Consider the following 17,226-nt stretch of genomic DNA (forward strand, 5'->3'; position numbering starts at 1 on the left):
ATGGCCAGGTCTCTGAGCGCCTTCGGCGCAAAAATGTTCGCGGCCCTGCAGGTTTCCCTGGCTGAGTCCTATGGTGTCGAGCTGGTTAGCAAGACGTTTAGCGTCGAGCCCTCGATTGCCCAGGAACTCAACGAGGCGATCACCCACAAGTCCGATTTCCTGCAGCGCATCAACGTCATCCCCGTGACCGAGATCAAAGGTGAGAAGGTGTTCCTCGGCGTGTCGGGTCCTGTGACGGGCCGCACCAACACCAAGACCAAGGATCGCGAAGCCAAGGATGCTTCGGCGCTGGATGACGACAGCTATGAGCTGTTCTCCACCGAGTCCGACGTCAGCCTGCCTTACGCGAAGATCGACGCCTGGGCCAAGTTCCCGGACTTCCAGCAGCGCTATGCAGCTGCCGTGCAAAAGCAGATCGCACTGGACCGTTTGATGATCGGCTTCCACGGCACCCATGCCGCTGCGCAGACCGACATTGACGCTTTCCCGATGCTGCAGGACGTGAACAAGGGCTGGCTGCAAATTGCTCGCGAGCAGATCCCTGAGCAGGTGCTTAGCCAGGGCTTGGCAGCCGGCAAAATTACCCTGGGCGAAGGTGGCGACTACGCCAACCTTGATGCTCTGGTGCATGACACCAAGCAGATGGTGGACGAGCGCGTTCGTGACGGCGGCGACCTGATTGCGATCATCGGCAGTGACCTGCTGGCTCACGACAAGGCCAAGCTTTATTCCAAGCAGGGTGACGTGCCTACCGAGAAAGAGCGCATCGAACTTGCGCAGGTCATCGCGACCTACGGCGGTCTGCCGAGCTTCGCCGCGCCGTTCTTCCCGGTCAACGCCGTGGTGGTTACCAGCTTCGACAACCTGTCGATCTACTTCCAGGACTCCAGCTGGCGAAAGCAGACCGTTGATAACCCGAAGCGCTCCCGCGTTGAGGATTACAACAGCCGTAACGAAGGCTATGTGATCGAGCAGCTGGAAAAGTTCTCCATGACCGAAAACGTCGAACTGGTGAAAGCATGAGCCTGGCACTGGCGCATAAACGCCGCTTGATCGCAGAAGGCCCAGCGGCTGCGATCGCCAGTGCCCCAGTGGCTTATTCGGCGGACACCGCGATGTCCAGCCCTGCCAATGCACGCAAGCACTTGAAGTTGATGGAAGACGCGCTGGCGGGCGATCTGGAGCGCATCAGCGCGATCAACAGCCACTCGCTGCGCCAGTTGCTCAAGCGTGACGAGCTGCTGCCCAAATACCTGGAGTACGTACAGCGGTATCGCGATTCGGAATTGAATTTCCCGAACTCTGTGTTGGTGTACGTCCTGATTTGGCTGTTCGACACCGAGCAGTTTACCCAGGGCCTGGAGCTGGCCGATTTCGCCATGTCTCAAGGGCAGGCACTGCCTGAGCGCTTCAACCGTGACATTCCGACCTTTGTTGCAGACGAGGTGATCGATTGGGCCGAGGCGGAATTCAAGGCCAGGCGCAGCCCTGAACCTTACGTCTCCAACTTGCTGCCCCGTGTGGATGGCGAATGGCAGCTGTATGAGCGCATTCCGGCGCGCTACCACAAGTTGTTGGGAATGATCGCGCTGCATCGCAAGGACTGGCCTGTAGCGATCCACCACTTCGAACGGGCCGAACAGCTCTACGAAAGCATCGGCGTAGGGACACGTCTTTCTGACTGCCGCAAGGCACTGGCCAAGGCGCAAGCCCAAGCCAACGAAAACGCCGGCAACGGCAACGAATAAACCGACCCCCCCCCCCCGGCGAGAAACTGTGGATGTGAGCCAACCATTTATGGCCCTGACCCACTGAAACAGTTTTCCCGCCCCTATTTGAGCGGCCAGCAATGAGCTTTTCCGGGAAGCCCACCACCTTTGTGGAACAAGTGATCGAGAACGACGGCTTTTGGCCCGACCTCTCTGTGACCGAGTTCCAGAAAGGTTACCGCCTGCCGGCGGAGTACCTGGTAGAGATGCTGGCTGCCGACCTGACCACGGCCATGGTCGAGGTCAATACCGACCTGGCCAAGTTAAAAGCGCGCTGGCAGGGCGCTGGCGTGTCCAACGTTGAATCCGCAGACACCACCATCCTGCCAGAGCGCACCTTTCAAGCGGCGACCTATAAGCGCGCCGTCTACAGCCGCGCCAAAGCCAGCTTGCTGACCCAGTTTGCCACGGTCAATCGCCGCGAGAGTGCCGAGAACATCGGCAAAGAGCTCCCAGAGCGTTCCGAAACCTTCCTCGCTTTCAGCCAGGCTGCGGTGCGCTCGCTCCAGGGCCGTGGCCGCATCACGGCGGCGCTCCTGTGATCAAGCTCAAGGCGTTGACCGCCTACCTGCTCGAGCGCCAATTGGTCGCCCCTGAGCAGCTCGACAGCTGGACCGACCAGGTGCAGGTCGAGCTGGTCTGGAAACCTGACACCCAAGGCATGCACATGGGTGACATGAATTACGGCGCGACCATCTCGATCGAGCGGTTCGCGGATCACCCGGCGCGCCTGTTTGCCCTGGTAGGCAGCTGGCTGGAAACCCACGACCAGGACCGCGACGGTCTGCCAAACGTGGTGTTCGACGTGGTCATGCTCGACAACGACCTGGCCGACGTCGACATCAAGCTGCAGTTCACCGAAGCGCAGTACCTGGCCGAGGACCCTGCCGGCGAGATCGAGGCGTTCGGCAATACCTGGTCGTTCGTGCCGTTCGAACTGTGGGTAGCTGAGAGCGGCGAGGTGACCGGTCATGGCCTTTGATCTGGACATTCGCGGCATGCTCGAAGCACAGGACCTGCTGGCTTTGATGGAGCTTCCGACGCCCAAGCGCAGACGTCTGTTGAACAACGTGGCCAAGCGCGTGCGCAGTCTGAGCCGGCAGCGGATCCGCAACCAGCAGAACCTGAATGGAACCCCGTTCGCTGCCCGCAAGGACACGTCCAAGGGCAAGAAGAAGATGGAAACCGGCCTGGGCAAGCTGCTCGATGTCACTCGCCTGACCGGTACTGAAGCCGAACTGGGCTGGCGCAACACGCTGACCCGCTGGGTTGCCTCGCAGCAACACAACGGCGTGTCCGAGCGGCGCACCGCCGCACAGATGCGCCAGTGGAACAAGGTTCCGCCGGGCACTGCCGCTACCGAAAAACAGGCCAAGAGCCTGCGCCGTCTGGGTTTCAAGACCCGTCAGGAAGGCAAAAAGACCCTGACCCGCCCATCTGTGGCGTGGATCCAGCAACACCTGAACTACGCCAGAGCGGGATTGCTGATCCGCGTCCTGGACGACGAACGAGCCGAATCCACCGGTGCGCAAAGCTGGAACATCCAGCTGCCTGCGCGTCAGTTCCTCGGTGCCAGCGACAGCGAAACCAGCCAACTGGTGAACCTGGTGCTGCAACAAATCCTTAATTCACCCCGCTAACGAGGCACCGCTTTATGGCACTCGGCAAAGTCAGCGTTAACAATCTCAACCTCGGCCAGGGTGCCGTGAGCGAGATCGAACGCTATTTCCTGTTCATCGGTCCCGCTGCCAAGAACGTCGGCAAGCTGGTCCCGTTGGACACCCAAAGTGATCTGGACGTCCAGCTGGGCGTTGCGGACAGCGACCTGAAAAGCCAGATCCTGGCGGCGCGCAGCAACGGCGGCGATCGCTGGGCCTGCATCGCCGCTCCGATCGCAGGCGAAACCACCTGGCAACAGGCGCTTGAGAGCGCGACCCGCAGTTATTCCTTCGAAGCGGTGGTGATCGTCAATCCGGTGACTACTCAGACCGAGCTGTCAGCGATGCACGTTGCAGCCAATGACCTGAGCAACAAGCTGGGCCGCCGCGTCTTCGTCATGGCCGCTACTGCCGGCGTTGCTCCGCAGTTGAGCTGGAGCGCTTACGTTGTCGAGCAGAAAGCCATCGTCGACGGCCTGGTTGCGCCTCGGGTTCTGCCGGTACCGCAACTGCACGGCAATAACCTGGGCGTGCTGGCCGGTCGACTGGCCAATGCCGCCGTGAGCATTGCCGACACGCCGATGCGCGTTGCCACCGGCGCAGTCCTGGGTCTGGGCGCTGAACCCAAAGACATGGACGGCATCCCGCTGAGCACCGCGGTGCTTTCGCAGCTCGACGCAGCGCGTCTTTCTGTGCCGCAGACGTACCCGGACTATCCGGGCACCTACTGGGGCGACGGCAACATGCTGGACACCCCCGGCAGTGACTTTCAGGTGATCGAGAACCTGCGGGTCGTCGACAAGGCAGCCCGCCGCGTGCGCGCTCTGCTGATCCGCTACGTGGGCGATCGGACCCTGAACAGCTCGGCCAACAGCATGGCGACCACTACTTCCAAGCTGATGGCCCCGCTGCGCGCGATGGCCAAGTCCACCAAATTCGCCGGCCAGGTGTTTCCAGGCGAGATCGAGCAGCCCAAGGACGACAACATCGTGCTGACCTGGACGAGCAAAAAATCTGTCGTGGCTCACATCAAGCTGCGCCCCCTCAACTGCCCGAAAGACCTGACCGCGAACATCGCGCTGGACCTTTCCGTTACGGATTCGGAGTAACCCATGGCCGCAAAAATTGGCGGTAAGAACTTCGACGTGAACCTGGGCGATCTGCTCGTTCACGTCGAGGCCGGCACCATCGACATCACGGATAACAGCACCGTGGCCCAGACCAAGGGCGTGCCCAACGGGCACGTCGACGGCGATGTCGCTGCAGCCGGCGAACTGGAGCTGGACACAACCAACTTCAATCTGCTGATCGAGCAGGCCAAGACTGCGGGCAGTTTCCGCGAGCTGGAGCCGTTCGACATCGTGTTCTTCGCCAAGGCCGGCGAAGAGGAACTGCGCATCGAGGCGTTCGGCTGCAAGGTTCGCGTGTCCAGCCTGCTGAGCATCGATCCCAAAGGCGGCGCGAAGAACACCCACAAGGTGCCGTTCGACGTCACCAGTCCGGACTTTATCAAGATCAACGGCGTGCCGTACCTGGCTGCTGCTGAGATCGAGGGCCTGACGTAATGGTCTGCCCGTTCGATCGTGCGCAGGCTCTGGAGCAGCGACAACGCGACCAGGCCATTGCGGCCCAGTTGGCCAAGCCGCGAGCGAGCGGGCCGAGCCTCACTCATTGCCAGGACTGCGACAAGGAGATCCCGCCGGCGCGCCAGGCGTTAGGCGGCATGACCCGTTGCGTGCCTTGCCAAACCCTGACCGAAAAAGGACTTCGCTGATGAGCACCAATCAAGCTGCTCAGGACACCGCCATTGCGTTGGTGAAGGCGTCGCCCGCTATCGGCGTCGCCGCCACCGGTGCGACCGGTGCCGTTGACTGGTCCGCCGTGGCCTACATGCTGACTGCGTTTTACATGGTGCTGCAGATCCTGCTGCTGATCCCCAAGTACCGCCAGATGCTGCGGGACTGGAGGGTCAAGCCATGAGCCTGCGGGTCAAGATCACCGCAGGGGTGCTGCTGCTCTGCAGCGCCTCGTTGACCGCCTTCCTGGGCACTTGGGAAGGCAACGGCCAGAACGTGGTGTACGCCGACAAGCTGGCCAGTGGTTTGCCCACGGTCTGCAAAGGCATCACCAGGCACACCAGCCCGGATCCAGTGGTGGTCGGTGAATATTGGTCGGATGCGCGCTGCGCCGAGGTGGAAGGCCTGGTCATCGCCAAGGGGCAGTTGAGCCTGGCCGACTGCCTGACCAATCAGGCGATCGGGCAGAACACGTTCGACGCCTTGAGCAGCCATGGCCACAACTTCGGCGTGCCGACGACGTGCGCGAGCCGTGCCGTGGGCCTGATAAATGCGGGCCGCATTGCCGAGGGCTGCAAAGCGTTGGCCTGGGCTTCCGACGGCACGACGCCGGTGTGGGCCTATGTGACCGGTGCCGATGGCCGTAAGACCTTCGTTCGTGGCCTGCACAACCGCCGGCTGGCCGAAATGAGGCTGTGCCTGCAATGACCATCAGCCCGCTGCGCCTTGCCCTGTTTTTGCTGGTGGTCGGTCTGCTGACCTGGGGCGCTTTTGAGTACCAGGGCAACCAGCTCGTCGCTGCCCGCGCTGAGCTGGTCGACGCCACTGCAGAACTGCACACCGAGCGAGAGGCGGCGCGCCTGGCCCGCGATCAGCTGGAAGCGCGGGACCAGCTCGACACCCACCACACCGAGGAACTGAACCGTGCCCGCGCTCAAATCAACACTCTGCAGCTTGCTGTTGCTGATGGCAGTTACCGGCTGCGCATCAAAGCCGTCTGCCCCGCAATGCCCGGTGCCCCCGGCACCGCCGGCCTGGCTGATGCAGGCAGCGCCGAACTCGCAGCAGACGCTCGACCTGATTATTTCACCCTCCGAGATCAGCTCGCCTTAAGTCGGCAAATGATCCTCGGCCTGCAGGACTACATCCGCCAGGTCGTGCAACGCACGCCGGCACAACCCTGACCCTTTGCAACTCAACCTTACGGAAACACCGACATGAGCGAAGTAAACCGCAGCATCACCCTGGAACGTGGCGACAAGGAATTCACCTTCAACCTGACACCGCAGGTGATCACCAAGTACTTCAACGCCACCACACAGGCCAACAAGGTCGCGCCGGCCCACAACCTGCTGATGGGCACCGTCAAGGACGAAGACAAGGCCGCACTGAAAGCGCTGCTGGAAAACCCGATCACCACCATGACCCTGGCCGGTGCGTTGCTTGAAGAGTATTCGCCGGACGTTGAAGTGATCGTAAAAAAGCCCTCGAACATGCCGAAGGCCTGACCCAGGACGGGCTGGGCCAGTTGCTGGCCCTGACCCAACGCTGGCTGCCTGGCGCTGAGCCCACGATCGAAAGCATGGGCACCGCCAAGTGGCTTGAAGACGAACACTGGAGACGCATGGAAATTGCCGTCGCCAACGGCATTTCCACTGCCTTTAACGGATAACCCTGATGGCCGACCGTTCCGCCCGCCTGGCTTTCATCCTGAAACTGACCGACAAGGTCAGTGCCCCGTTGGGCAAGGTGAAAACCAGCTTTAGCGACCTCGCCGCCAAGAGCCAGCAGAACATCATTCAGATGGGTGCAGGCCTGGCCGGCATGGTGGGGGCGGGCAAGGCCATCACCGAATCACTGGAACCGGCGCTGGAAGTGAACCGGGCGCTGGGCGACATGCGCGCCTTGGGCACCACTGAAGACGCGCTGGCGTCGCTGAACCGGACGGCCCTCGAATTCTCGATCACCTACGCCACCAGTGCAGCCGAGTTCGTGGCGTCGTCACGCGTCATCGATGGCGCGATCAAGGGCCTGGTCGGCGGCCAGCTGGCCACCATCACCAGTGCCAGCAACCTGTTGGCCAAGGTCACCAAATCCGACGCCGAAACGACCGGCGCGTATCTGGGCACCATGTACAACCTGTTCAAGTCCCAGGCAGACAAGATGGGCCGGGTGCAATGGGCCGAGCAACTGACCGGCCAGACCGCGCTGGCGGTGAAGCTGTTCCGTACCGATGGTGCCCAGTTGAAAGACGCCTTCAAGGAAGTAGGGGCGATCGCGACCCAGGCCGGCGTTAGCTTTGCCGAACAAATGGCTGTGGTCGGTACGCTGTCCAGCACCATGGAAGGCGGCGACGCCGGCGGGCGCTACAAGGCGTTTTTTGAAAACCTCAGTGCGGCTGCCGAGAAAACCGGCCTGAGCTTCACGGACGCCGCTGGCAATGCACTGCCCATGCTGCAGATCATGGACAAGCTGCAGGGCAAGTACGGCGACCTGACCAGCGCGGCTGCCGGCACCAAGCTGATGGAAGTGTTCGGCGGTGAAGGTGCCCAGGTGATCGGCGCGCTGGCCAAGGACACCGATCGCCTGCGCAACGGCATTGCCGAACTGGGCAAGGTCCGGGGCCTGGAGAACGCCGAGAAGATGGCCAAGGCCATGGTCGACCCCTGGGAGCAGTTTGGCAAAGCCGTCGAAGCGTTGCGCATCGCCTTCGGCCAGTCCCTGATTCCGACGCTGACCCCGCTGATGGATCGCCTGGTGGGCATTGCCAAGACCTTGACCCGCTGGACGCAGCTGTTCCCGAACATCACCCGCATCATCGGTATCACCACACTGGTGGTCTTTGGCTTCATTGCTGCGATGTCGCTGCTGACCTTGGTAGTCGGTGTCAGCAAAATGGTGTGGCTGGGCATGCTCACCGTGTGGAAGCTGCTCACCTGGCAGGGCTTCAAATCGATCGCCATGTTCCTGTTCCACACGGTCATGGTTGCGGCTTTCGTGGTCGGCCTGATCGGGCTGTACACCTGGATGTCGATTGTGCGCGTCGGCATGTTGCTGTGGCAGGGCGCGATCTGGCTGGTCAACGCCGCCATGCTGGCCAACCCGGTGCTGCTGATCGTGGCCGGCATTGTCCTGTTGGCCGCTGCCGTGGTTGCGGCGGTCGTGTACTGGGACGATCTGTGCACGGCGCTGATGAACACCACCGCGTTTCAGTGGATCAGCGATCAGATGGCCAAACTGTCCAGCTGGTTCGACTCGATGGGCGGCTGGTCCGGCATCGCCAAAACTGCCTGGGACAGCATCCTGTCCACAGTGAAGGGCGCAATCAATGGCCTGATCGAGATGGCCAACAAGATCCCCGGTATCAACATCGAGACCACGTTTGGCGATTTGCCAGAGCCGCCGAAGGTGCCCGACCTGCCTGGTCAAGTGGGCGCGCCTGTACCGGGTCCACAACTGCCGGCAGTGGTGACCACACCGCCGGCGGGCACAGTGCCGGGGGCGAAAGTCGCCTCGGCTGCGCAGACTCCCGCGAGTCAGGCACCCAAGCCCTTGGCCTTGGTACCGGCTGCCGTCGCTCAGCCTGCGCGTGTGCAGGTTCCCGCACCTGCAGTTCAGGTCCAACCGGCACAGCCCATCAGCCTGCCGCAACCCAACGTGCTGCCGTTCAAGCCGCTGCAGATGCCGGTCCCGCAGATCCAGCAGGGCGAGCCGATCAAGCTGCCGCCAGCACCGGCCGGCCCGGCATTTCCGACGCCACCCACCACCGCGTTGTCGGCGCGTGTCGAGAAGGTGATTCAACTGCCTGCCCAGGCAGATAAGGGCATCGAAGCCCGCAAGGCAGTTTCGGCCAGTACCTCGATCAGTCCCACCAAACCCACAGCCGTCCCGAAAGGAGGACTGATGCAAACGTTCCAGAACCAGAACAACGCCCTGAACCCGCATGAGCGCCAAGGCATCCGCGTGGAAAAGGTCGAGATCCACACGTCCAAACCCATGACCCAGCTGGAAATGGAAAACATGATGGCCATGGCGGTGGGCGGCTGATGAGTGAATACGTTGATCTGTTGATCATGAACAACGACCTGGTACTCGATCCGGCCCGCCAGCCTCTGCTGGTGGATGACCGCGCCTCGATCGCCCAGGACATCGCGCACCTGATCCGCGAAAGCGGCCTGCTGATCACCCTGGTGGCCGAGCGCGACCGGTTGCGTCAGCGTGACTGCATTCAGCAGATGGAACTGCTCGTCGAGGATGACGAACGTCTGGTACCAGGCACTGCGCAGATCGAGCAGACCCAGCCGGGTGTGTACCTGGTGACCGCCACGACCGTGAAGTTCGGCCTGCTGGAGATCACCCTGTGACCGTCGATTTTAAAAAGGCCCTCAGTGATTCCGGCGTGCCCACCACCGATGCGCAGCTCAAGCAGGCCTGGGAAAAACTGGCCGTTGAGCAGGGCAGCACGCTGAGCAACACCAGCGCTTACAGTCCGTTCTGGCGGATCATCACGGCGCTGGTCACCAAGCCGGTGCTGTGGCTGCTGGAGTTCGTCAGCGGCACGGTGCTGCCGAATTTCTTCGTCAAGACTGCCGGTGCGCAGTGGCTGGACATGCTGGCCTGGGCGGTGAACATCGAGCGCAAGGCCGCGACGGTGGCCGTTGGTGAGCTGCTCTTTACCCGCGCCAATACCGGTGGCGAGCTGGAAGTGCCGATCGGCACTGTCGTTCAGTCACCGACGCTCAATGGTCATATCTACCAGTTGGTAACCACCGAGCCGCGCAGCTTTGAAGAGGGCCAGAGTCAGCTGGTGGTACCGGTCAAGGCCGTGGGAGCTGGCAGCGGCTACAACCTGGCACCCGGTTATTACGCGGTGCTGCCTCAGTCGGTACCGGGCGTTGTCCAAGTGGTAAACAACACCGACTGGCTGCAGACGCCTGGCGCGGATTCCGAGCATGACGACCAGTTACGCCTGCGCGTGCGCAACCAGTTTTCGGCGGTCAACCAGTGGCACACCGACGCGGTGTACCGGGCGATCATCACCGGGTTTCCAGGCGTGGCAGCGGACGGTGTGTACTTCGAACACGGCGCGCCGCGTGGTCCAGGCAGCGCCAATGCCTTCGTGCTGTTCGACGCCGGCGTGCCCGCCGATACCTTCCTCGAGCAGATCAACACGCATATCCGGGATGGCGGCAACCATGGCCACGGCGACGATCTGCTGGCCATGGCCATGCCCGAAACCCTGCACGCGATCAGCGTCAACGTCTGGCCGGTGGCCAACCTCACCGTGCTGCAGCTGCAGACGCTGCAGGCCGAGATCGGGTTGTTCATCCGCGCCGCTTTTCGTGAAAGCACCCAGAGCGACTACGCACCGACCCGCACGTTCCCCCAGTCGCGTTTCAGTTTCAGCCGCCTGACCGAAGAGCTGCACGTCCAGTTTCCGGATATCAGTTCGTTGCGGTTCGCCAACAGCGACATCGTCTCGGCCTTGGACATCCCGCGCATCAGCACCCTGGCGGTGGTCCTGCAATGATCAAGCTCAAGCTGCCGTTCTGGCTCGAAGGGCTGGAGCTGACCAAGCTGGTGACCACCGCCCAGCTCTGGTGGGAACAGGCCACCGAATGGCTGCGCTGGCCGTACCTGCAGTTCGACGCGGACACCTGCCACCTGTCGATTCTGGAGCTGTGGGCTTGGCAGCGGGACGTCACGCGGTTTCCCGCCGAACCTGAAAGTCTGTTCCGGTTGCGGGTCAAGTACGCCTTTATCAACTCCGTGGACGCCGGCAGCACTGCCGGTTTGAAACGCATCCTGGAGCGCTTGGGCGTCGGCTACGTCGAGATCCAGGAACGCATGCCCGAACGCGACTGGGACGTCGTGCTGCTCACCCTGAGCGATTCCCAACTGTCCGAGAACCCCGACCTGTTGCGTGTGCTGATCCGTCAGTACGGACGCACCTGCCGCCGGTATGACTTCGTAACCATCACCCCGGTGCGTCTTGCTGTTGCCCTGGTGGATTTCAATGACGATCAGCAAACGCTGGTCGCCAGCCTTTAGGAGCCCTCATGGCTGCAAGTATCACCCTCGCCGGCGAGAAACTGATCGCCCAGAAACAAGCGGCCAACCTGCCGCTGACCGTGGCCCGCTTCGTGCTGGCCAACGTGCCAGGCCTCAACGTGAGCGGCCCGGTCAATCGCGCCGGCGTGAAGCCGCCAGCGGCCCAGATCGTCTACACCGCAAGCATCACCCAGCAGGGTTACGTGAACCCTAACCAAGTGGTGTACAGCCTGCTGATGGGCACCGATATCGGCGACTTCGACTGGAACTGGATCGGCATGGAGACCAGCGACGACGTGCTGCTGTCGGTCGCCTACGTGCCTGTGCAACAGAAGCGCAAGAACATCCTGCCCGACCAGATCGGCAACAACGTCACGCGCAACTTCCTGTTGGTGTTCGACGGTGCCCAGCAGCTGACTGGCATCAAGATCGACGCCAGTACCTGGCAGTTCGATTACACCGCGCGAATGAAAGGCATCGATGAGCGTGAGCGCATCAGCAACCGGGACATGTTCGGGCGCGCATGCTTTTTCGGCGCAGGCCTGCAGCTGCAGAAGGTGGGCAATGCCTACCAGCTCAATCCGGGCGTGGCTTATGTCGAAGGCGTTCGTCTGCAGCTCGATGCTGTGTTGCCTGTGACCGTGCCGGCAGTGCCGACCAAAGCGTGGCTGGATGTGGTGCTGCAGCGCGAGCTGAGCGACGTCGTGGCCTCGTTCAAAGTGGTGTTCGGCCAGGAAGCGAAGGTCGACTACACCGACAGCGCCTCGGCCAGGCACTACCTGGTGCCGTTGGCCGACATCACCGGCACCAGCAGCCTGGTCGACCTGCGTCCGATCGAGGCGATCGACAGCGAGCTGGTGAAGCACTTCGCGGCGCGGGTTGGTGACTATCCAGATCTGCGCGCCCGTGCCACGACCAAGGAAGACGTCGGGCTGAGCAATGTGCCGAACGCGATCAGCGATGATCCTGCCAACAGCAGCAGCGCTGTGCTGGCGACCACCAGGATGGTCAATGCCGTGCGCACGGCGATCTTCCAGGCCATTGCTGCGATCGTTGATGGCTCGACCACCGTCGGCAGGGCAGTGCGCCTGGTTACGCCGCGAGCCTTTCGATTCAACGGTGCAGCCAGCGGCATCGGGACCTATGACGGCGCGAGTGATACCAATATCACCCTGACGCTGGCTGATAGCGGCGTGCCGGCAGGCACGTACACAAAAGTAGCCGTCAACCTGAAAGGCCTGATCACCAGCGGCAGTAACCCGACAACGCTTGCTGGCTACGGCATCACCGATGCGTACAGCAAGGATGACGCGAACAAAAGTTTCGTGAAGCAAGGCGGTGGGCCTGACCAGAAGGGCAATCAGATCAACATCGGCTGGACCGGCGCGATGCTGAAAGTGAGCGTTGACGGCACCGACATGGGCAGGATCTGGACGGAAACGTCATTCAACCCCAATGACAAGGCCAACAAGGCTAATACGCTGGCCGGCTACGGTATCTCCGATGCCTACACCACCACTCAGGTCAACGACCTGGTGGGCAGACGGGTACTGGCCGACTCCATTGTTCACGCCGGTTTTGCCAGCAACAACACCGACTATCCGTACTTCCGTCGCATCTCTGATGACAAGGTCTACTACCTACAGCCGCAGATTGGCTACACGCCCTTGCAGCAGGGTGGCGGTGCAGGCCAGAAGACCAACAAGGTGTTTATCGGTTGGTCAGACGTCGGTCTGAAATTGACGGTAGACGCCACAGATATGGGCCGAATCTGGACTGAGCAGTCGTTCAACCCCAACGATAAAGCTAACAAGGCCAATTCCATCGCCGGCTACGGCATCACTGACTGTTACACCGCTGCTCAGGTCAACACGCTGGTAGCCGCAAGGGTCGCCGCCGACTCAATTACCACAGCGGGTTTTGCCAGTGATAACCCGGATTATCCGTACTTTCGACGTGCCTCAAACGGTGCCGTTCACTACCTGCAAAAACGCCTCGACTACACGCCCGTTCAACAGGGCGGCGGTGCGAACCAGGCAGGCAATCAGTTGCGACTGGGATGGGCAGCCAACGGAACAGGTGTTCGGGCGCAAGTGGATAACACTGACCTCGGCCTCTTGTGGGGCGAGCAAAACTTTTACCGGCCCGACAACAACAACTTCCTGGCGGTCTCTGTCACCGCGACTGAAGTGAGACTGCCCGCTGGCGGCACCTGGTGCTATTCGCTGATGCATTACTACTCGGGCGGTGCCGGCGTGATTGGTCGAAGTGGCCAGGCAGCTGGCGGGACAGTTATTTCATTCAGCGGCGGAAGCACCATTTACGGTTTCGCCTGGAGGTACGCAGCATGACAGACGTGATACTTGAAATCCCTGAAGAGGTCATGCCGCCGATTTTCGCGGCTCCCGAAGAGCCAGTGGCTTTGGGCGTGTCCTTCTCCGAGGTGGCCACTAAAAACGATGGCTCGTTCGTGATAACCGTTGCTGGCAACCGTTGTCATGTTACCCAGGACTACAACCCGCCGCTTTACCAGGCTGTTGTCGACTATCTGGACGCCGGTGGCCACGCTACCGAGTACGCCGAGGACATCGTTGTCCAGGCCGACCCGGCGTTGCTGGCCAAGCTCTGGGTGGAGCTGCGTTTGAAAGTCTCGGACAACTTGGTATCGCAGTACCGCGATGCTCGCGATCTGGGCGGTGAACTGCCGATCACACCCGAGCAGTTCACCCAGTTGCTGACCTGGCGGCAGGCAGTGCGTGAATGGCCGCAGGTGCCTGGCTACCCAAAGGGAACCACGCAGCCGGTTAAACCGGACTGGATCGAAGCGGTCGTGCTCGATGGCGAATGAGTGGTCACCGATCAAGCTGCAGTGGCCGGTGCAGGCCACGCAGTGGATGGACCAAATGGCGGACGCTCGGGAGTTGATCCAGAGTGAAATGGTCATCACCGGCCAGCGCGTATCGACGCTGGCCGATATCGCCACCACCAGTCCTGGTCTGATCGCAGGGGCCGCGAAGTCCGCCATCAGTGCCGGACGTGATGCGTTGGTCGCGCAGTTCGAAAACATTCCGTCATGCATTGTGGTGACGCCGTTTCAGTACGGTGTAGGGCAGGGCAGCGGTGGTCACCAACGCTTTCTGTCTGCGCCCAACCTGCTGCAGCTGCTGGCCGACAAGTTGACTGACACGACCGACGCAGTCCGTCCGCAAGGTCAGCAGAGCGCCCTGGTACTGATATTCCTCGCCACGCGCCTTGACCAGCTCGCCGCGACGCTGGGGCGGTTCAATGTGGTGTTGCCTATGCCTGACCTGGTGCGCGCCGAGCGCCGTGCCGAACACCTGGCCAAGCTGGAAGTGGAAAAATGGATCATGCCGATCGCGGGGCAAATGCCGCTCTGGAGCCAGTTGCCGCTGCAGCGCTGCCCGATCACCAAGCTGGCCAGCCAGTCCATGGCCGGACAACTGGCGGTACTCGAAGGCTATGCCGCCGACAGCTCGCCCATGGCGGACCTCGCAGATCTGCAGGCGCGAAAGAAGGCGCAGGTACAAGAGCGCGAGCAGCAGCTGGCCGATCTGAAAGCCCAGTTCACCAACAGTGCCGACGACGTATCGATACAGTCCAGGATGCTGGGACCGGGTGACCTGGGCCAGCTGCGCCGCGAACTGCTCGAAGGCGAAGCACCTGGTCACGAATGGCCGCTGTGTGCCGGCGCATTGTTGGTCGGATCTGCGGAGAGTCTGAGCTTTGTCCAGGAACTGGTGGGCCTATGACGCTGCTACTCAATGGCGAGCAGATCGTCGGCCACCGCATGAAGCTGACGGCCAACCTCAAGATCGAGGCCGACGAGCTGGGCGGCCAGACATCGGCTACCGACAAATCGCACAAGGGGTTCAAACCCAAGACGCTGACCGTCGCGCTGACAATCCCCTACAAGGCCCTTGAGGACCTGCGCACTATCATGCGCCTGGCCGAGGCGACTGCAGGCGGTGGCCAGCTCCAGACCTACCGCATCGTGAACGACACGGCCAAGGCCTTTGGCATCCGGCAGGTGACGTTCTCTGACGGGGTCAGCGCCCGCGAGGACGACACACTGGCCCAATGGATCGTCCAGTTCACCCTGAGCGAGAAGCTATCCAACCCGGAGAAGGTCGAGAACCGGCGCGCCGGCAACGGCGTCACGTCGCAGTCAGCACCAGGTGATGGTGTTGCGGGCAGCGGATCGGGCACGCCCGAAGAGCTAACCGGCTTTGAGGCAGTGCTCAAGAAGGTGGACACCTACCTGGGCGGCACGCCATGAGCATGAAGCTGCACAAGGTGCTGACGATCGGCGGCGTGACCATGCCGCTGATCAATGACGACGTTCGTCTGGACCTCAAGAGTCCGGGCCGTGCCACGTTCACGATCAAGGCAGGTGCCACCGTCAAAGGTTTGGTCACCTTCGATATCGGCTACAACGAAGCGGTCCTGCAGCGTCATTTCATTGGCTATGTCGAGCGTTGCACTGCCACCAACGGCATCGAGCAGGTGGTGCTGTGCCGCGAGTTAGCCGCGGTGCTGGCCAACCCGTTGCCCATGAACCTACGCCACGTGGATCTGCGCGCTGTGCTGGCCGATATCGGCGGCAAGACCGGGCTGCGCTTTCGGGTACCGGATCAGGCTTATACACGCACCAAGACACCGTTCTTCTACAACCTGGCCGCTGGATATCAGGCACTGGACAGCATGGAGCGGGTATTTGGCATCAAGGACTTTATCTGGCAGCAACAGGGCGACGGCGAGATCTACGTCGGTGCCTGGGCTGACAGTTTCTACGGCGCTCGGTCGCCGTTGCAGTTGCCGGTTAACCTTTTCGACGGTTACCAGGGCAGCCAGAGCGCTATGATCGCGGCCCTACCGGGCTTGCGACCAGGCGTATCAATCAATCAGGGCGAGCGCATCACGAACGTGACGCTGGCCGGCACGCAGATGGCTATCAAATGGACGACGCAATCAAGCGCAGCGTAGAACGACAATTCCCTGAACTCACCGGCGGCTATCACTTGCCGCGCTTCGCCAAGGTGGTGGCCGTGGCGGATGCGCCGGCCAGCGCCGGGCTGTGTGACGACTTTCGCCCGCGCTTCTCGGTCGACCTGCAGGTGATGGGGCCGGACGGCGAGATCGATACACAATTGCCGGTACTGGCCGGCGTGCCGCTACCCATGCCGGTGGGTGGCGATGAGATGGGATTCTTTGCCTTTCCGGAGGAGGGCACTCAAGTCGTCGTATGTTTTGCCTATGGCCTGCCACACAAGCCCTACATCCAGACCATCCTGCCGCACGGCCTGACACTGCCGAAGGTGCCCAAGGGCGACCAGGTATGGCAGCACAGTGACGCAGTGCAGCAGCGCGTCGACGCGGACGGTAACTGGCTACGCAAGACTGACGGCAAGATCCAGGACCAGGCGATCGAGCGCGAGGTCGACGCCATGACCAACGCCGAGCACTTCCAGAGTCATACCAGGACGGTGGATGACCATTCGACCGAGTCAGTGGGTGGGGTGAAGAAGATCGAGGCTTTGGGCGCGCTCAAGCTGTTGTCAGGTGGATCCGCGAGCCTGGCAGCGGTGGATGACCTGCACCAGGCTACCGGTCGGGATCTGAACCTGGTGGTCGGGCAGAAGCACAACGCCACGGTGGGTGGCGACATGCACGAGCGTATTCAGGGGTTACGAGAGAGCATTACCAGCAAGAGCCAGCGGCTGCAGGCTCCTAAAAACTGGGTTGGGTCGGACGGTGTGAACATCTTTCAGGTGGTGTGTGATCTGCTCGATCTTGTCCAAGACATGAACACACGGCTCGCCGACCATACTCATGGGCCGACGCCTGTGCCAAGCAATGCTTCCACGTTTACTGCAGATGCAGTGCGCGCAAAAAAATTGTCTGGCCTGCTTGCGACCGTCACGTTGTAAAGCA

General features: G+C 61.7%; 23 protein-coding genes. All 23 read left to right on the plus strand.

Annotated features, from left to right (window positions below):
* Positions 1–1,023, plus strand: coding sequence for a phage major capsid protein, P2 family (locus AC4ANE_RS08200; RefSeq protein WP_460408796.1), 1,023 nt, complete (start codon positions 1–3; stop codon positions 1,021–1,023).
* A complete protein-coding gene (gene gpM / locus AC4ANE_RS08205) occupies positions 1,020–1,748 on the plus strand; it encodes a phage terminase small subunit (protein ID WP_460408797.1) in 729 nt (242 codons plus the stop codon). Before AC4ANE_RS08200 ends, gpM begins: the two co-directional genes overlap by 4 nt.
* A 101-nt stretch (positions 1,749–1,849) precedes the next feature.
* Positions 1,850–2,311, plus strand: a complete 462-nt coding sequence (locus AC4ANE_RS08210) for a head completion/stabilization protein (RefSeq protein WP_460408799.1) — start codon at positions 1,850–1,852, stop codon at positions 2,309–2,311.
* Complete coding sequence (locus tag AC4ANE_RS08215) at positions 2,308–2,751, plus strand: phage tail protein (protein ID WP_004415364.1); 444 nt, start codon at positions 2,308–2,310, stop codon at positions 2,749–2,751. Before AC4ANE_RS08210 ends, AC4ANE_RS08215 begins: the two co-directional genes overlap by 4 nt.
* Entirely contained in the window at positions 2,741–3,409 is a 669-nt protein-coding gene (locus AC4ANE_RS08220) for a phage virion morphogenesis family protein (protein WP_011169820.1), read from the plus strand. The genes AC4ANE_RS08215 and AC4ANE_RS08220 overlap by 11 nt, the downstream gene beginning before the upstream one ends.
* A 14-nt stretch (positions 3,410–3,423) precedes the next feature.
* The gene (locus AC4ANE_RS08225; RefSeq protein ID WP_460408800.1) at positions 3,424–4,536 is read left to right on the plus strand and encodes a DUF2586 domain-containing protein; all 1,113 of its coding nucleotides are present in this window, start codon (positions 3,424–3,426) and stop codon (positions 4,534–4,536) included.
* A gap of 3 nt (positions 4,537–4,539) precedes the next feature.
* Positions 4,540–4,992: a phage protein gene (locus AC4ANE_RS08230; protein ID WP_003342306.1), complete on the plus strand. Its 453-nt coding sequence runs from the start codon at positions 4,540–4,542 to the stop codon at positions 4,990–4,992.
* Complete coding sequence (locus AC4ANE_RS08235) at positions 4,992–5,201, plus strand: TraR/DksA family transcriptional regulator (protein WP_004407224.1); 210 nt, start codon at positions 4,992–4,994, stop codon at positions 5,199–5,201. Before AC4ANE_RS08230 ends, AC4ANE_RS08235 begins: the two co-directional genes overlap by 1 nt.
* Positions 5,201–5,407, plus strand: a complete 207-nt coding sequence (locus tag AC4ANE_RS08240) for a hypothetical protein (RefSeq protein ID WP_003342302.1) — start codon at positions 5,201–5,203, stop codon at positions 5,405–5,407. The genes AC4ANE_RS08235 and AC4ANE_RS08240 overlap by 1 nt, the downstream gene beginning before the upstream one ends.
* The gene (locus AC4ANE_RS08245) at positions 5,404–5,931 is read left to right on the plus strand and encodes a lysozyme (protein WP_460408801.1); all 528 of its coding nucleotides are present in this window, start codon (positions 5,404–5,406) and stop codon (positions 5,929–5,931) included. Before AC4ANE_RS08240 ends, AC4ANE_RS08245 begins: the two co-directional genes overlap by 4 nt.
* Positions 5,928–6,407, plus strand: coding sequence for a lysis system i-spanin subunit Rz (locus AC4ANE_RS08250; protein WP_460408803.1), 480 nt, complete (start codon positions 5,928–5,930; stop codon positions 6,405–6,407). The genes AC4ANE_RS08245 and AC4ANE_RS08250 overlap by 4 nt, the downstream gene beginning before the upstream one ends.
* Before the next feature lie 33 nt (positions 6,408–6,440).
* Positions 6,441–6,731, plus strand: a complete 291-nt coding sequence (locus tag AC4ANE_RS08255; RefSeq protein WP_003342295.1) for a putative phage tail assembly chaperone — start codon at positions 6,441–6,443, stop codon at positions 6,729–6,731.
* A 20-nt stretch (positions 6,732–6,751) separates the two neighbouring features.
* Positions 6,752–6,895 carry a DUF6890 family protein gene (locus AC4ANE_RS08260; RefSeq protein WP_003342293.1) on the plus strand — a complete coding sequence of 48 codons (144 nt, stop codon included), beginning with the start codon at positions 6,752–6,754 and terminating at the stop codon, positions 6,893–6,895.
* A gap of 5 nt (positions 6,896–6,900) precedes the next feature.
* Positions 6,901–9,270, plus strand: coding sequence for a phage tail tape measure protein (locus tag AC4ANE_RS08265; protein ID WP_460408804.1), 2,370 nt, complete (start codon positions 6,901–6,903; stop codon positions 9,268–9,270).
* The gene (locus tag AC4ANE_RS08270; RefSeq protein ID WP_460408806.1) at positions 9,270–9,587 is read left to right on the plus strand and encodes a DUF2590 family protein; all 318 of its coding nucleotides are present in this window, start codon (positions 9,270–9,272) and stop codon (positions 9,585–9,587) included. Before AC4ANE_RS08265 ends, AC4ANE_RS08270 begins: the two co-directional genes overlap by 1 nt.
* Positions 9,584–10,753, plus strand: coding sequence for a baseplate J/gp47 family protein (locus AC4ANE_RS08275; RefSeq protein WP_460408807.1), 1,170 nt, complete (start codon positions 9,584–9,586; stop codon positions 10,751–10,753). Before AC4ANE_RS08270 ends, AC4ANE_RS08275 begins: the two co-directional genes overlap by 4 nt.
* Positions 10,750–11,274 (plus strand): phage tail protein, encoded by a 525-nt coding sequence (locus AC4ANE_RS08280; protein ID WP_011169814.1) that lies wholly within the window; start codon positions 10,750–10,752, stop codon positions 11,272–11,274. Before AC4ANE_RS08275 ends, AC4ANE_RS08280 begins: the two co-directional genes overlap by 4 nt.
* 8 nt (positions 11,275–11,282) lie before the next feature.
* Positions 11,283–13,625 (plus strand): phage tail protein, encoded by a 2,343-nt coding sequence (locus AC4ANE_RS08285; RefSeq protein WP_460408808.1) that lies wholly within the window; start codon positions 11,283–11,285, stop codon positions 13,623–13,625.
* Positions 13,622–14,122 (plus strand): hypothetical protein, encoded by a 501-nt coding sequence (locus AC4ANE_RS08290; RefSeq protein WP_460408810.1) that lies wholly within the window; start codon positions 13,622–13,624, stop codon positions 14,120–14,122. Before AC4ANE_RS08285 ends, AC4ANE_RS08290 begins: the two co-directional genes overlap by 4 nt.
* Entirely contained in the window at positions 14,112–15,044 is a 933-nt protein-coding gene (locus tag AC4ANE_RS08295; RefSeq protein WP_460408811.1) for a hypothetical protein, read from the plus strand. Before AC4ANE_RS08290 ends, AC4ANE_RS08295 begins: the two co-directional genes overlap by 11 nt.
* Positions 15,041–15,571 (plus strand): baseplate complex protein, encoded by a 531-nt coding sequence (locus tag AC4ANE_RS08300; protein ID WP_055010898.1) that lies wholly within the window; start codon positions 15,041–15,043, stop codon positions 15,569–15,571. The genes AC4ANE_RS08295 and AC4ANE_RS08300 overlap by 4 nt, the downstream gene beginning before the upstream one ends.
* Positions 15,568–16,278: a hypothetical protein gene (locus AC4ANE_RS08305; RefSeq protein ID WP_460408812.1), complete on the plus strand. Its 711-nt coding sequence runs from the start codon at positions 15,568–15,570 to the stop codon at positions 16,276–16,278. Before AC4ANE_RS08300 ends, AC4ANE_RS08305 begins: the two co-directional genes overlap by 4 nt.
* Positions 16,251–17,222: a phage baseplate assembly protein V gene (locus AC4ANE_RS08310; RefSeq protein WP_460408813.1), complete on the plus strand. Its 972-nt coding sequence runs from the start codon at positions 16,251–16,253 to the stop codon at positions 17,220–17,222. Before AC4ANE_RS08305 ends, AC4ANE_RS08310 begins: the two co-directional genes overlap by 28 nt.
* Positions 17,223–17,226: the final 4 nt, after the last annotated feature.

The sequence above is a fragment of the Pseudomonas sp. Pme6b genome, assembly GCF_058129925.1.